The 13,792-nt window shown below is 63.6% G+C and carries 15 protein-coding genes; 9 read left to right on the plus strand and 6 right to left on the minus strand.

What is annotated here, in order from left to right:
• Positions 1-18: 18 nt before the first annotated feature.
• A complete protein-coding gene (locus tag C437_RS16640; protein WP_004518161.1) occupies positions 19-222 on the minus strand; it encodes a DUF7511 domain-containing protein in 204 nt (67 codons plus the stop codon).
• A gap of 68 nt (positions 223-290) precedes the next feature.
• Positions 291-461 (minus strand): DUF7838 family putative zinc beta-ribbon protein, encoded by a 171-nt coding sequence (locus C437_RS20715; RefSeq protein WP_004518162.1) that lies wholly within the window; start codon positions 459-461, stop codon positions 291-293.
• Positions 462-553: 92 nt separating this feature from the next.
• On the opposite strand from C437_RS20715, the gene msrA reads away from it, so the two are divergent.
• The 3 genes from msrA (at position 554) to mvaD (ending at position 2,925) form a co-directional block, all read left to right on the plus strand.
• Positions 554-1,222: a peptide-methionine (S)-S-oxide reductase MsrA gene (msrA, locus tag C437_RS16645; RefSeq protein WP_004518163.1), complete on the plus strand. Its 669-nt coding sequence runs from the start codon at positions 554-556 to the stop codon at positions 1,220-1,222.
• 87 nt (positions 1,223-1,309) lie between these two features.
• Entirely contained in the window at positions 1,310-1,846 is a 537-nt protein-coding gene (locus C437_RS16650; RefSeq protein ID WP_004518164.1) for a cob(I)yrinic acid a,c-diamide adenosyltransferase, read from the plus strand.
• Positions 1,847-1,950: 104 nt separating this feature from the next.
• Positions 1,951-2,925 (plus strand): phosphomevalonate decarboxylase MvaD, encoded by a 975-nt coding sequence (mvaD, locus tag C437_RS16655; RefSeq protein ID WP_004518165.1) that lies wholly within the window; start codon positions 1,951-1,953, stop codon positions 2,923-2,925.
• 1 nt (position 2,926) lies between these two features.
• Here mvaD and C437_RS16660 read toward each other — a convergent pair whose 3' ends face one another.
• Positions 2,927-4,147 carry a PAS domain-containing protein gene (locus C437_RS16660; RefSeq protein ID WP_004518166.1) on the minus strand — a complete coding sequence of 407 codons (1,221 nt, stop codon included), beginning with the start codon at positions 4,145-4,147 and terminating at the stop codon, positions 2,927-2,929.
• Positions 4,148-4,255: 108 nt separating this feature from the next.
• Between C437_RS16660 and C437_RS16665 the strand changes: the two genes are divergently transcribed.
• Positions 4,256-5,401: an NAD(P)/FAD-dependent oxidoreductase gene (locus C437_RS16665; RefSeq protein ID WP_004518167.1), complete on the plus strand. Its 1,146-nt coding sequence runs from the start codon at positions 4,256-4,258 to the stop codon at positions 5,399-5,401.
• Between the two features lie 28 nt (positions 5,402-5,429).
• Here the strand turns inward: C437_RS16665 and C437_RS16670 are convergent, their stop codons facing one another.
• Both C437_RS16670 and C437_RS16675 read right to left on the minus strand, forming a co-directional pair.
• Positions 5,430-6,404, minus strand: a complete 975-nt coding sequence (locus C437_RS16670; RefSeq protein WP_004518168.1) for a chemotaxis protein CheW — start codon at positions 6,402-6,404, stop codon at positions 5,430-5,432.
• Positions 6,401-7,306, minus strand: coding sequence for a ParA family protein (locus tag C437_RS16675; protein WP_004518169.1), 906 nt, complete (start codon positions 7,304-7,306; stop codon positions 6,401-6,403). The genes C437_RS16670 and C437_RS16675 overlap by 4 nt, the downstream gene beginning before the upstream one ends.
• Before the next feature lie 170 nt (positions 7,307-7,476).
• Here C437_RS16675 and C437_RS16680 point away from each other — a divergent pair, with 170 nt between their 5' ends.
• Together C437_RS16680 and C437_RS16685 are read left to right on the plus strand one after the other, a co-directional pair.
• Positions 7,477-7,962, plus strand: a complete 486-nt coding sequence (locus C437_RS16680) for a FlaD/FlaE family flagellar protein (protein ID WP_004518170.1) — start codon at positions 7,477-7,479, stop codon at positions 7,960-7,962.
• A 139-nt stretch (positions 7,963-8,101) separates the two neighbouring features.
• Positions 8,102-9,196, plus strand: a complete 1,095-nt coding sequence (locus tag C437_RS16685) for a rod shape-determining protein (protein ID WP_004518171.1) — start codon at positions 8,102-8,104, stop codon at positions 9,194-9,196.
• Here C437_RS16685 and C437_RS16690 read toward each other — a convergent pair.
• Positions 9,193-9,378, minus strand: coding sequence for a hypothetical protein (locus C437_RS16690; RefSeq protein WP_049919869.1), 186 nt, complete (start codon positions 9,376-9,378; stop codon positions 9,193-9,195). The two genes, C437_RS16685 and C437_RS16690, sit on opposite strands and share 4 nt — an antisense overlap.
• Positions 9,379-9,588: 210 nt before the next feature.
• Here C437_RS16690 and C437_RS16695 point away from each other — a divergent pair, with 210 nt between their 5' ends.
• From C437_RS16695 to C437_RS16700, 3 genes are all read left to right on the plus strand, one after another.
• Entirely contained in the window at positions 9,589-11,082 is a 1,494-nt protein-coding gene (locus tag C437_RS16695; RefSeq protein ID WP_049919870.1) for a hypothetical protein, read from the plus strand.
• 221 nt (positions 11,083-11,303) lie between these two features.
• Positions 11,304-11,438 carry a hypothetical protein gene (locus C437_RS21165; RefSeq protein ID WP_023843340.1) on the plus strand — a complete coding sequence of 45 codons (135 nt, stop codon included), beginning with the start codon at positions 11,304-11,306 and terminating at the stop codon, positions 11,436-11,438.
• Between the two features lie 232 nt (positions 11,439-11,670).
• A complete protein-coding gene (locus C437_RS16700) occupies positions 11,671-13,782 on the plus strand; it encodes a GH32 C-terminal domain-containing protein (protein ID WP_004518174.1) in 2,112 nt (703 codons plus the stop codon).
• The last annotated feature ends 10 nt before the right edge of the window (positions 13,783-13,792 follow it).

Here is a 13,792-nt window from a genome sequence, read left to right on the forward strand (position 1 = left end):
CCCGGTAAAAACTCTCGGTCACCGCATCGCGGCTAAGCCGACGACAACCTCCTTGTTGACGGTCATCCACGTCGACAGCTTGGCGACGCCGGAGAGTCCGCGCGGTGACACGGTGCACCGGTCCGGTTCACTGGTGTACTCAACCACGGTCATCGACAGCTCGTGCGGGGCTTGCGTTCGCTCGGTGGTTGCACTCCCTGCACCGTCCGGGTCGAGGCTCATCGGTGGCAGATGCTTCTTGGTGACCGTGTAAAACGGCTGCTAAGAGGTCTCTATACCGCTCCGGAGAGCTATGCCGCCTGCCCGGTGTCGACTTCGCCGTTGATGCGGACGAACCCGTAGTCACACTCCGGGCAGTGCCACTTGACCTTGGTCCCCAGATGCATCGTCGTGCTCGCGACCTTCCAGAAATCGCGGTACTCTTCGCATTCAGGACAGTAGTGTTCGAGTTCGAGGCTCATACCGAGTTGTTTCCGTGGGGGTACAGTTGAATTTCCCGGTTCCACGCGGGGGCGTCGAAGGGGGCAAACCGCTCGAACCCCTGTATCCCAGTATGACTCAGAGTGCGTATGAGCCGACTCATCCAACAGCACTGGCTGTCGATGCCGAGGCACCGCCACCGTCGGAGACAGTAACGGCGACGTTCGGCATGGGCTGTTTCTGGGGCCCGGACGCCCGATTCGGCGCGATGCCGGGTGTGGTCAGGACGCGAGTCGGCTACGCTGGCGGCACTGAACCAGACCCCAGTTACTACTCGCTGGGCGACCACACCGAGGTCGTACAGGTCGAGTACGACCCGGACGTGGTGAGTTACACAGACCTGCTTGACGTGTTCTGGGCGAACCACACGCCGTTTTCTACCCCACGGAAACGGCAGTACCGCGGCGTGGTCTTGGCACACAGCGACCGACAGCGCGAGACCGCAGAACGGACGCGCGAAGCGCTGGAAGCACGGACGGGGACGGCTGTCGAGACGACAATCGAAACCCTCGACCGGTTCTATCTGGCGGAGGACTATCATCAAAAATACGAGCTCCGGTCGACGCCGGTGGTCGCCGACGAACTCGAAGATATTTACGGCGATGCCTTCGTCGATTCGACGGTCGCCGCCCGGCTCAACGGCTTTGTTGCTGGCCACGGCGAGGACGACGAACGCGAAGCGCTGTTTGCCAAACTGGATATCCCACCGGCCGCGCTCTCCGAGGTCCGCCGTCGGCTCTGAGCGCGGTGCTAGCGGTCCCTGCCACGGCTGTCCGCTCCCCAACGATTCGCCCACGGCTATAAGACGCTGGCAGTGCCAGATTCAGCTATGACTATCTATACCGGTCGCGGCGACCAGGGCCAGACGGATCTCCGGAACATGGAACGGGTATCGAAGGACAGCCGCCGTATCGAGGCGTACGGCACCGTCGACGAGGTGAACGCGCTGGTCGGCGTCGTCAGGCCGACCGGCCACGACGACATCGATGAAAAGCTCCGCGTCGTCCAGAACCACCTCCACATCGTGCAGGCCGATTTCGCCAACCCCAGCCCAGAGGAGGACGACCCGCGGATACAGGAGTCCCACGTCGAAACGCTCGAAGACCTCATCGACGAGGCTGACGACGAACTGGACCCGCTCGAATCGTTCATCCTTCCCTCGGGGTCAGAGCCGGGGGCAAAACTCCACCACGCCCGCGCGGTCTGTCGCCGCGCCGAGCGCCGCTGTGTCTCTTTCGCCGCCGAGGAGGCCGGCGTCAACGAGACAGCTATCATCTACCTGAACCGGCTCTCTGACGCGCTGTTCACGCTCGCCCGACTCGTCAACAAGCGCGAGGGCATCCGAGAGGAGAACCCCGAGTACTGACGACCGCACCACGTTTTCTTCCACAGGCAGTCGTCAGCGACGCAACGTCAACGCCAGCGCCGGCGGTTCGCAATAGCAAAGTGACCGGCCCGGAAGGGTGAGGTATGAAAGCGACCGCGAAGGCACATCCGATTCAGGGGCTGGTCAAGTACCACGGGATGCGCGACGAGGAACTGCGACTGCCGTACCACGACAGCATCTCCGTCTGTACCGCGCCGAGCCACTCGAAGACGACGGCCGCCTTCGAACCGGACCGTGAGGAGGACGTGTACGTCATCGACGGCGAGGAAGTCACCGGCCGCGGGGCCGAGCGCATCGACGCCGTCGTCGACCACGTCCGCGACCTCGCGGGCATCGACCACGGCGTCCGCTTCGAGTCGGCGAACAACTTCCCGACGAACATCGGCTTTGGCTCCTCCTCGTCGGGCTTTGCCGCCGCGGCGATGGCCCTCGTCGAGGCTGCAGGCCTAGACATGACCCGACCCGAGATCTCGACTGTCGCGCGCCGCGGCTCCTCCTCGGCCGCCCGTGCCGTGACGGGTGCGTTCTCCCACCTGCGGACCGGCATGAACGACAAAGACTGCCGGAGCGAGCGCATCGAGACGGACCTCGAAGACGACCTGCGCATCGTCGCCGGTATGGTCCCATCCTACAAGGAAACCGAGGAAGCCCACAAGGAGGCCGCCGAGAGCCACATGTTCGAGTCGCGCATGGCCCATATCCACGGCCAGATCTCGGACATGCGCGACGCACTGTACGAGGCTGATTTCGACGCCGTCTTCGACCTCGCGGAAAAGGATTCGCTCTCGCTGGCCGCCGCGACGATGACTGGGCCGGCCGGTTGGGTGTACTGGCAGCCCCGCACCATCGAGATATTCAACGCCGTCCGGGAGCTCCGCAACAGCGAGGACGTACCGGTGTACTTCTCCGTCGACACCGGCGCGAGCGTCTACATTAACACGACCGAGGCGTACGTCGACCGCGTCGAGGAGACGGTCGCCGACTGCGGCGTCGACACTCGCGTCTGGGATGTCGGCGGCCCCGCACAGGTTCTCAGCGAAGACAAAGCGCTGTTCTGAGTCAGCCGACTGGCCGCCGGAGGCGAATCTCTACTTCGGTCCCGCCGAACCGGCTCTCAGACACCGAAACCGACCCGTCTGACTCGCGGACGATCCACTGAGTGAGCCACAGCCCAGTGCCCGTGCTGTGAGCAAGTGGCGTCTCCGTGCCAGTTGTCAGAACCGACTGCTCCGTCTCAGGGAGCCCCGGGCCGTTATCGGCCACCCGAAGGACAACCCGGTCGCTTCGGTCTGCTGGCTCGGCTACCACATCGATGCGAGGTGGTGTGGCGTCATTGTGCTCCACTGCGTTGTCGAGGACATTATCGAGCGCGTAGGGGAAGAGTTCGTGACCGACGACGCGGCCATCTACTTGTACGTCCTGCCGGAGTTCGATGGCCGCGTGCTCCGCTCGTAGGCGGCCGACCCGGTCGGAGAGAACTGCACGCGGGTCGAAGGTGGTCTGTTCTGTCTCGTCGCTGTTCTGTAGTTGCTCGATCTGCTGTGCAGCCTCGCTCAGGCTACGGATGTCCTCGATACGGTCCGCAATGATGTCGATATGCTCACTCTCTTGTTCGTCGCTGAGCAGATCCAGATGTCCGCGGATGACGGTCACGTCGTTGCGGATGTTATGCCGGAACAGACGGTTAAGTACTGTAAGCCGCTGCTCGCGTTGTTTCTGCTCCGAGATGTCGTGAACGAACAGCGATGCACCGTCCGTGCTGTCGCCGGTGAGTGGCGCACCCCACAGCCGCACGTCAAGTGATGACCCATTGGCGTGGCGGTGACAGGACTCAACGCCGGTGAGCGATTCACCGTCGACAAGTGACGACAGCAGCCTGTCGAGCGCCTCCGGTGATTCGGCCAGCGTGTCGGCATACGAGCGGCCGGTTACCTGACTCTCGTCCCAGCCAAACAGCCGCTTGGCACCGTCGTTCCAGAACTGAATCGACCTGTCAGCGTCCAGTACGACCACTGCGGCAGGTATTGACTGGACCATAGCTGAGAAGCGCTCCGTTAGCGACCCGACCGAATTCGCCAGTATTTCGACCTCCGTCTCGCGGTCGAGCCGAGCATCTAGCAGCGCCAGCAGCTCAGACAACAACGTTCGGGAGAGTGCCTCTCGCTCACGGACGGCGCTGTTCTGATATACGTTCAACAGCGCTTCGCGCGTCTCCGTCTGTCCCTCTTCAGCTAGCGACTGGAACAGCTCTCCAACGAGTAACTCGGCGCCGTCGTCCATTTTAGGCTAGCCTAACCGGGGAGATACATGAATATAAATGGTGCGATGGGAGCCACCTCGCGGCTCTCTGGAGATAGGTCTTTCAGCGTCTAGTCCCAACCAGACGGCATGCGCGTCGCCGTTCTCGGAGCCGGATACGCCGGGCTCACGCTCGCCAGAAAGCTCCACCAGACACTTCCCGAGACCGTCTCGCTGGTCGTCGTCGACGAACAGGCTGAACATCTCGTTCAGCACGAACTCCACCGGGTCGTCCGGCAGCCGTCGCTGGCCGACGAGATTACCGTCGACCTCGACGCCGTTCTCGACTGCGAAATCCGACAAGCGACGGTCACGGATGTCGACCCGGATGCCGGTGTTGCGACGCTGGACGGGTCGGAGACGCTGTCCTACGACGTGGGTGCGGTGTGTCTCGGCGCGCAGACGGCCTTTTATGACCTACCGGGCGTGCGCGAGCACGCGACGCCGCTGAAGCGCCTCGACGACGCCCACGAGATCCGCGAGCGGTTCCACGACCTCAGTGACGGCGACCGCGTGGTCGTCGGCGGCGCGGGCCTGTCGGGCGTACAGGTGGCCGGCGAACTGGCCGAGATGCGCGATGATAGTGATATCGAGGTCCTGCTGCTCGAACAGGAGGACGCCGTCGCGCCGTCGTTCCCGGCGTCGTTCCAGTCGGCCGTCCACGACGCGCTGGTCGACGCCGGTGTGACAGTCAGGACCGGAACGGGTGTAGCCGGCGCGGACGCCGACCTCATTACGCTTGAGGATGGGTCGGAACTGGCGACGGACCAGTTCGTCTGGACCGGCGGTATCGAGGGGTCGCCGGCGCTTGACGCCGACCGGCCCGTCGTCCGGGCGGACCTCCGACTCGGCGAGTCGACGTTCGCCGTCGGCGACGCCGCCCGGGTCGTCGACAGCGACGGCGAGGCTGTGCCGGCGAGCGCGGCGGCGGCCATCCGCGAGGCTCGCGTCGCCGCGGACAACATCGGGACGCTGGTCGGGCGGCAACAGGGCAGTTCTGTCGAGTTCCAGCCCCGACTGACCCAGTACCAGTTCAACGTGCCCGGCTGGCTCGTCTCGGTCGGCGACGACGCCGTGGCGAAGGTCGGCCCCTCTGTCCTCACCGGCCGGGCCGCGCTGGCGCTCAAGACCACCGTCGGCGCGGGCTATCTTGGAACGGTCGGTGCCGTCCAGAACGCGGTCGACCTCGTGAGCGAAGAACTGAACCTCGATACAGGGGAGACAGAGCCCGAATAGAATACCGCGAAAACCGTAGTCCGGTGCGTCAGTCCTCGTCGTCCGCGGTCGCGTTTCCGAGGACGTCGTCGGGCTCGATCCAGATGACGAACTCGTCTTCGCCGTCGCGGTCGACGACGCCGTTGATGTACTCGCCGTCGACCGGGGCGGTGTTCACTTCGGATTCGGCGACGGGGACGACCTGCCGGACCTCGTCGACGATCCAGCCCATCGCGCCCTGTTCCTCGAACACACCCGCGTCGAAGACGACGATGAGGTTCTCCGTTCCGTCGCTGTCGATGTCCATCATCGCCTTGGGGTTGAGAATCGTCGTAATCTGGCCCCGAAGGTCGACGACGCCCTCGACGTAGTCCTCGGTGTTGGGGACGCGGGTGACCGTTTCGCGTTTGACGATTTCCTCGACGTAGTCGATGTCGAGACAGTAGTACTCGTCGCCGAGCGCGAATTCGAGGACCCGGACCAGTTCCTCTGTCTGGGTCGCGCCGTCGTCGATAGCCGCAGCACGAGCGCCACCCTCGGTCGTTGCGGTGTTGTCCGACGCCATCGCCTCCTCGATGAGTTCCTGATCCGGCAACTCGACGCCGGTCGGTCCCTGCATCGGGCTGGCCGACGCCGAAAGGTCATCCGTCGGCTGGTCGGCGACGCCGGCGTCGACGTTTTCACTGGTCATCTGTGCGGAGGTCTCTGCCGCTCGCTGTGCGGCGGCCATCGCGTCAGTGTCGTTCTGGGCAGTCGCTTTGCCGTCGGAGTCAGTGTCGCTGTCGCCGTCGTTGGTACCCTGTCCATCAGCCGCAGCCGCTTCGTCAGGCGCGTCGCCGCTGTCGGTGGCTGCTGACTCCGCAGGGGCTGTCTCCTCGGCCTCGCCCGCCCCGTCGGGCTGCTCACCGGACCCGTCTGCGGAGGCGTTGTCCGCCTCCTCGGTGTCGTCGGTAGTCTCTGCTTTGTTCCCCTCGCGCATCTGCCGGATGCGCTCTGCCCTGTCCATACGTTCGTCGTCACTCATGCTGGTACCTCTGTATCGGTAAAGCCGAACTGCTCGTCGAGTTCTGCGGCGATGTCCTCGAAGACAGCCGCCATGTCACACGATTCCTCGGTCGCAAAGATAGACTGGCCGGCGCTGAACGCGCGCTGGAGCGCCACCCGTTTGCGGACCTCCCAGACCGGACTGTCCGGGAACGCCATGTTGAACCACTCGAGCATCGTCTCGTCTTCGGACGTGGTCTCGACGCGGTTGGCGACGACGCCGAGCGTGTTGATCGACGCGTCGGTCTGGCGCTCCATCGCGGCCATCTGGTCCATCAGTAGTTCGATGGCCCGCTCTGAGGTCGCTTCAGTCAGCGCGGGGATGAGAACGTTCTGTGCGGCGTACATGCCGGTATCGGTCAGCTTCCCGTAGAACGGCGGGCAGTCGATGATAACGTAGTCGTAGTCGGTATCGAGCGTCGACAGCGCCCGGTCGAGCGTGTCGAGCGCGTGTGACCCCGTGACCATCTCCGGCGTGATGTTGATAGCGAACGAGGCCAGCGCGGCCTGGTCGATATCCCCGCCCCGGGTGTTGACCCGTGCGATGAGGTCGGCGATGGTCAGTTCGTGCTCGGCCTGAAGCATATCGATGCTGGAGGGGATCACGTCCATCTCCTCGCCCTCACAGATTAGCTCACCCAGCGCCGATGGGTCGCCGGTCAGTGCGTCGAACAGCGTCGGCGGGTCGGCGTCGTACGCCTCGACGAGGCCGACGCCCTCCGTGGCGTTGCCCTGCGGGTCGAGGTCGATGAAGAGGACGTCCCGGCCGCGGTCGTTCAGTGCACCGGCTACGTTGATAGCAACTGTCGTCTTTCCGGTCCCGCCTTTCGCGTTGGTTACACAGAAGCGGGCTGGACCGGTTTCTGATTGCCGGTTCGTCATCTAAGTATCCACAGGTCGACTCCGAGTCACTATAAAAATGTGGTCCCGATTATCAACGTCGCAACTGGGGGACGGAACGCGGGCGAGACGGAAACGCCCGCGAGCGTGTGCATGACGGCCGTCTGACGGTGTGCAAGATTTATGATTGTGTAGATTGAAGGGTAAGTATCATGACCATCAACCCGCGCGATTACGACCTCGACGAGTTACGGAAGATGGCTCGTCAGCGGGGGAACGGGATGAGCGATGAAGATGTCCCGGACCCGACGGACCTCGACATGGGGCTTGACGACTCCGATGAAGAGGTGCTTGCGGGGAGTTCGTTCCGCTCCGGGCTGTACCGCGAACTGCTGCCGTTCCTCGGCGGCGAGGCCCAGGAGAAGCCCTATCTCGAAACACTGCCCGAGACCTACGCCGCGGAGTTCGTCGTCTTCGAGTGGCTCGAGTTCCTGCTGATGCATTCCGGGTATCAGGGGGCCGACGAAGCGCTCGATTACTACTGCTCTATCGACTGGATAACCGAAGACGTGCAGGACGACCTCTCGGATTACCTGCTTGGCATCGACGAGTCCGCGACCAACGACGACAACGAACTGAGCGTCGACGACCATATGCTGAGTCTCGTCTACATCGCGAAGCTCACCGCGATGACGTAACGTCTGTTTTCAGCAGCAATTCTCCCGTTCAATGTCTGATACCGAGGGGGTTTCAGTATCAGCTACCCGAGGGGACAGCTATCAGTCCTGAATACTAGGGAGAGGATATATATCGGGCGGTCGACAAGGACGACCGTATATGAGTGACGAGGATGCGGACGATGACACCGGGTCCGAATCGGACGCCGGTGTGTCGTCAGACGGCGCTGCTGCCGTTCCGGTCGGGGTCAAGCTCGGGAGCACCCGGACTGTCATTGCCCTGCCGGGCGAACACGGCACGGAGAACCGGATTATCAAGACACTGACGTGCATGGCGACGTACGAGGACGCCCTGACCGGCGAAGAGAAAATCCTCTACGGCGAGGAGGCGGCCCGCGAGTATCCTGACCGCGTCGAGTACATGCTTCGGTCGGGGCTCCCCGAGGACGCTGACCGGGCCGAGATGACCAAGACGTTCTTCGAAGCGATCATCGACGAGCACGACATCCCGGCAAACAGCGGTGTCGTGTACGCGATCCCGACTATCGACAATCCGACCGGGCTGGAGAACCTGCAGAACGTCATCGAAAACTCCTCTATCGGGCTGGAACTTGTCGAGAGCTATCCGGAGTCGCTGTGTGGTTCCATCCCGGCCTTCGGCGACGACCTCGAAGCCATCGACGAGATCTTCGTCGCGGTCAACATGGGGTCGACGAATCTCGAAGCCTCCGCGTACCGACGGGGCGAACAGCTGTCTCCCTTCACAACGGGCGCGGTGACCGGGAACGAAGTCGACCGGATGATCGCCAACTACGTCGAGGAGGAAACGCAGGGCCGTGTCAACATCGACAACCAGACCGCCCGCGAGTACAAGGAAGAACACGCCGACTTCGTCGATTTCGAGCCCTTTACTGACATCATCCAGCAGCCCGGCGGCGGCTCACACGAGTTCACTATCGAGCGCTCGGTGATGGACGCGGTCAACGAGTACCTGGACGACGCCGTCGATGAACTGGCAAACACGTTCCTCCCGGAGCTGGCCAACGACTACATGAAAGTGTACCAGCTAGCACTGGACCGCCCGATTGCTATCACCGGCGGCATGGCCTGCATCCCCGGTATCGTCGACGAGTTCGAGGAGCGACTCAGCGCAGAACTGAACCGCGACATCGACGTCATCGCTGCCGACGAACCGGACATCGCGCCGACCATCGGCGCACAGCGGATCGCGGCCCGTCTCGTCGAGACCAACTAGGGATTCCGCCAGCAGTCCAGCCACCGTTCGATTCTGGGTTCGGACTGTGCCATCTTGTGACCGCGACCGGCCGAGAGCAGTTCGAATACGTCAGTATCGATTCCGAGGCCGGTCGCGTCAGTTGCGAGGTCACCACCCCGTCGCTTCTGCGACCGGCTCCCTCCAAGACGAGTACGTGGCATGTGCGCTGCTATGGGTGCCTGAAACCTAAAGCCAAGTCAGACAGCCGTCTGCCGGCTGACGGACGAGGTGATGAGATACGCGGTCTATCGACGGCCGCGGCCTACCGGGAACGCGACAGCGTAATTCATGCGAAGATTGCAGTAATTTACTACGCCAGTATCAGAATAGATAAGTCAAACTCAAGTCTGCAGCTGTATTCTGCCCCGATAATGGGAAAAATTATCAAATTAAATAATTTGGAGGAGCCACCCGATATTCTCACCAGTACCGGTCCGGGCGGGCTCTTCTCGACTGGCTATCTCCACGACGAGCCAGCACTGGCAGCCGTTGATGACGACGAAACCCCACGGTTCGCTCTCACCAGCCGCAAGCACGGCGTCGAAATCGGTACGTCGAAGTCGGGTGAGACGGTGCGGCCGGGACGCAACTACCGCATGGTCGGCGTCGTGACCGACAGGCGACTCATACTGCTGGTGGGCACCGACGACGGCGACAGGCGGTTCGCTGTCCCGCATGTCGATATCGATCAGGTCGCGGGAGACCACTCGCTGGGACACGGCCAGGTCACGTTCCGGCGGCGTGGCGGGACGGAGTGGCGGGTTCACTGTGGCAAGCAGGGAATCGTCGACCTGACCGCGTATCTCTCCCACGCGTCACAGGCGTGGGTCCGCGTCGAAAACATCATAGACGAGGTCAAACGGATGCTCGTGACGGCGACAGAAGAGCGCAATCACGGAGACTACGAGCAGGCACTGGCGACGGTGCTGGAAGCCGAGGACCGCCTCGATGCGGCCGACGAGACGGCCACCGAGTTCGGACCGCCCGGCGGTACGAACGCGCTCGAAGGGCGTATTACCACGGTCCGGGAGCGCCACGTTGGGACGCTCGCGGAGATCCGCCGGAGCCGCGCCCGGCGGGCGGTCGACACCGGGGAGCAGCACTGGCGGGAGAACGAGTTCGAGGCCGCGTACGACGCCTACGACGCAGCACGGGCAGAGTACGAGGCGATCTTCTCGCTTCCGACGGAGGCCGTTCCCGACCTCACCGCCATCCGGGCCGAACGGGACCGGCTCGATTCCGTCGTCGAAGACCTCGAACGGTCGCCGCTCCGTATTGCGGTCGAAGCTGACAACGAGGCCGTCGCGGCGGAAGACCCAGAAGCTGCCGCCGGACACTGGGCCGAGGCGCTCGAAGCCTACCGAGATGTCCTCGAACTCGACTGGGGTGCAAACGAACAGCGGTTCGCTGGCGACTCCGAGAGGATCCGAGACCGACTGGCCACCGTTGCAGAGAATCTCGTCACTGCGCGGCGGACGGTCGCGACGGACGCGATGGAGGCAGGGGACTGGTACGCCGACGCCAGCCAGCCTGACGCCGCATTAGCAGAGTACGAGACGGCACAGGCGGCGTTCGAAACTGCGCTGGCGGCAGCCAAGGACTGCTACCCGGATGCCACCGATCATCTGGAAGCCGAACTCGACGCCGTCGAGCAGCGACTCTCGCGGACGGAGGCCAGACTCGACGGCGAACGCGTCGACGTGGATGAACGCTTCGACGAGACCGCGACAACGCCGGACTTGGACTTCACGGCGGCCGACAAGCACTCGCCGTCACCGGCTGACACGACCGAGCTCGCGGATATCGAGGGCCGCAATGACGGAACTGAGTCGAAAGTCGACCCGACGGGACACAACGAGTCGTAGTCCCTACCGACATTCTGTTCCCCACCGAATTTTCTATCGGGGGCGTCAGTTCGGGCTCCGGAGAGACTGGTCAGCGGTGGCTCTCTTGCCATCGGTTGCGGCTGTTTAATCAGTACTATGTGACGAGGTACCAAAATACAGGCGTTTCAGACCGTATTACGCCCGAACCGACTATGATCAGGCGAAAGTTTATATCCCCTTGTGGAATATATACAATTATAATGGATTGCACCAACTGTGGCACACGGATGTCATACAACGACCAGACGACAAAGCTCACCGAGTTCGTCTGTCCCAGTTGTCACGAAACCGTCATCGACTGGAAGGCCGAGGCCCGCAACGCCCGCGTTCACTGACCGGTTCTGTCCGCTTTTTGACCGATAGTCTCCCTTCAGCCACCGCTCCGGCCAGTGCCCCTTCTCAGTATTTCCGCATCCGTGTGAGCCCATGCTGATGTTGCACGGTAAGCCGCTGATGGGCTGTTGGACGCTTCGCTGACCGAATCGGGGACAGAATCCACAAAAGCGTGCATATTCGAACAGAAACAATTGCCGAATATTTTTATATTTCAGGAGGGGATAACGGGCAATGGCAGATTCGCCACGCATCGGCTGTCTCTACGTCGACGCCTGTACGGACGAGCAGGCGTCAGCCTACGACTGGTGTCAGGAGGCGGTCGACGGTGCGGAGCGGTGCGCACTCTCGTCAGTCGAACCCACCGAGTACGACGTCCTCTGGTGGCATCGGGACGAACTGTTCGACGAGCGAACCCTTGACGACGCGTCGGCCTTGGCCGCATACGTTCGTGATGGCGGGTCACTTCTGCTGACGTTGAGCGCGCTCTCGGCCGTCGAACCGCTCGGCTTCGAGCCGGTCGCGCCAGACGCCACCGGCTGGGAGGAGGTTCCCGAGCCGACTGGCCACCTCTGGCAAGCCCTGTACGAGGACCACCCGATCCACGCAGACTACGACACCCTGCGCGTCCACACCCGCGGCCCCGGCGTGACGATTCCCTACGCGAGATACGAGTCCATCGCCCCTCAGTCCGGCGACGTGCTCGCCAGCACGGTCCGGGGCGACACCGACGTGGTCAAGCAGATGTCGATTCTCTCCTGGGAGCCCGGAGACGGGCAGGTACTCGGCGTCGGCTCCTCGGTAGCGTTCGGTCAGCCGACCCACGACGTGTGTCGGGGCAACCGCGAGACACTTATCGAGAACGGGCTGGCATTCTTGGCGACGGACGAGCGGCATCCGCTAACCGGCCGCCCGAAGGACATCGACACGTTCGGACAGCTACGCGACCGACTCGACGACGACCCCTGTCGTCCGTCCTACCACGTCACCTCGCCCGCGAACTGGCTCAACGACCCGAACGGGCTCATCCACTGGAACGGTCGCTACCACCTGTTCTACCAGTACAACCCGGCCGGGCCGTTCCACAACACGATCCACTGGGGCCACGCCGTCAGCGACGACCTCGTCCACTGGGAGGACCGCCCGGTCGCGCTCACGCCCTCGCCAGACGGCCCGGACCGGGACGGCTGCTGGTCCGGCTGTGCAGTCGACAACGACGGTGTCCCAACCGTGCTGTACACGGGCGGTCGGGACAAGCGCCAGCTCCCCTGTATCGCGACCGCCGCGGACGACGACCTCACGGCCTGGGACAAGGACCCGGACAACCCCATCATCGAGGAGTTGCCGGCCGAACCGGAGGTGCTCCGGACCGAGCACTGGGAGGGAGAATTCCGGGACCACTGTGTCTGGCGCGAGGACGGCACCTGGTATCAGCTCATCGGGGCCGGCATCGAGGGCGGCGGCGGCGCGGCGCTGCTGTATGAGTCTGCAGACCTCCGGAACTGGGAGTATCAGGGGCCGATTCTCACCGGCGACCGCGACACCGCTGGGACCGTCTGGGAGTGCCCGGAACTACTCGATTTCGGCGACAGACAGCTCCTCCACATCTCGAACTATGAGGATGTCGTGTACTTCCTCGGGACCTACGAGGATGGCGACTTCGACGTGGACCGCCGCGACAAGCTGGACCACGGTGACTTCTATGCCCCGCAGTCGATGTGGACCGACGACGGCCGCATCCTGACCTGGGGGTGGCTCCCCGAGGCCCGCGACGTGAGCGGGCAGTGGGACGCCGGCTGGTCCGGCGCGATGTCGCTGCCCCGGGAGCTGTCGCTGGCCGACGACGGCGGCCTCTGTCAGCGACCGGCCCCCGAACTCACCGAACTTCGGGGCGACACCACCAGCTACGACGTGGTGCGTCTCGATGCGGACGACACCGAGGAGTTGCCGGTCGAGAGCCGGTCGTTCGAACTCCGCGCGACCGTCCGTCTGGAGGACGCCGAAGCCGTCGAGCTGTCCGTCCTCGAATCGCCCGACGGCGAGGAGCGGACGCCCATCCGGTACACGTATGAAAGCGAGATCACTGTCGACCGGTCGGCGTCGAGCACCGACCCGCAGGCGACCGGGGATACCCAGTCGATGCGGGTCCGGCCATACGACGCGCCGCTGTCCCTGCGTGTCTTCGTCGACGGGAGCGTCGTCGAGGTGTTCGCCAATGAACGACACTGCCTGACCAGCCGCGTCTACCCGACCCGCGAGGACGCAACCGGCATCTCGCTGTCGGCCGACGGCGGGCGCGCGACTATCGCGTCGCTGGATATCTGGGAACTGGATTCCGTCTGGTGACCGGGTATCG

Source organism: Haloarcula vallismortis ATCC 29715 (assembly GCF_000337775.1).
GTDB lineage: Archaea > Halobacteriota > Halobacteria > Halobacteriales > Haloarculaceae > Haloarcula > Haloarcula vallismortis.

Bases quoted from the DNA above. Each gene is read 5' to 3' on its own strand.
- C437_RS21165 (WP_023843340.1), top strand. From the start codon at position 11,304: ATGGATTGCACCAACTGTGGCACACGGATGTCATACAACGACCAGACG.
- msrA (WP_004518163.1), top strand. From the start codon at position 554: ATGACTCAGAGTGCGTATGAGCCGACTCATCCAACAGCACTGGCTGTC.
- C437_RS16700 (WP_004518174.1), top strand. From the start codon at position 11,671: ATGGCAGATTCGCCACGCATCGGCTGTCTCTACGTCGACGCCTGTACG.
- C437_RS16660 (WP_004518166.1), bottom strand. From the start codon at position 4,147: ATGGACGACGGCGCCGAGTTACTCGTTGGAGAGCTGTTCCAGTCGCTA.
- C437_RS16640 (WP_004518161.1), bottom strand. From the start codon at position 222: ATGAGCCTCGACCCGGACGGTGCAGGGAGTGCAACCACCGAGCGAACG.
- C437_RS16665 (WP_004518167.1), top strand. From the start codon at position 4,256: ATGCGCGTCGCCGTTCTCGGAGCCGGATACGCCGGGCTCACGCTCGCC.
- C437_RS16695 (WP_049919870.1), top strand. From the start codon at position 9,589: ATGGGAAAAATTATCAAATTAAATAATTTGGAGGAGCCACCCGATATT.
- C437_RS16670 (WP_004518168.1), bottom strand. From the start codon at position 6,404: ATGAGTGACGACGAACGTATGGACAGGGCAGAGCGCATCCGGCAGATG.
- C437_RS20715 (WP_004518162.1), bottom strand. From the start codon at position 461: ATGAGCCTCGAACTCGAACACTACTGTCCTGAATGCGAAGAGTACCGC.
- C437_RS16685 (WP_004518171.1), top strand. From the start codon at position 8,102: ATGAGTGACGAGGATGCGGACGATGACACCGGGTCCGAATCGGACGCC.
- C437_RS16675 (WP_004518169.1), bottom strand. From the start codon at position 7,306: ATGACGAACCGGCAATCAGAAACCGGTCCAGCCCGCTTCTGTGTAACC.
- C437_RS16690 (WP_049919869.1), bottom strand. From the start codon at position 9,378: ATGCCACGTACTCGTCTTGGAGGGAGCCGGTCGCAGAAGCGACGGGGT.
- C437_RS16680 (WP_004518170.1), top strand. From the start codon at position 7,477: ATGACCATCAACCCGCGCGATTACGACCTCGACGAGTTACGGAAGATG.
- mvaD (WP_004518165.1), top strand. From the start codon at position 1,951: ATGAAAGCGACCGCGAAGGCACATCCGATTCAGGGGCTGGTCAAGTAC.
- C437_RS16650 (WP_004518164.1), top strand. From the start codon at position 1,310: ATGACTATCTATACCGGTCGCGGCGACCAGGGCCAGACGGATCTCCGG.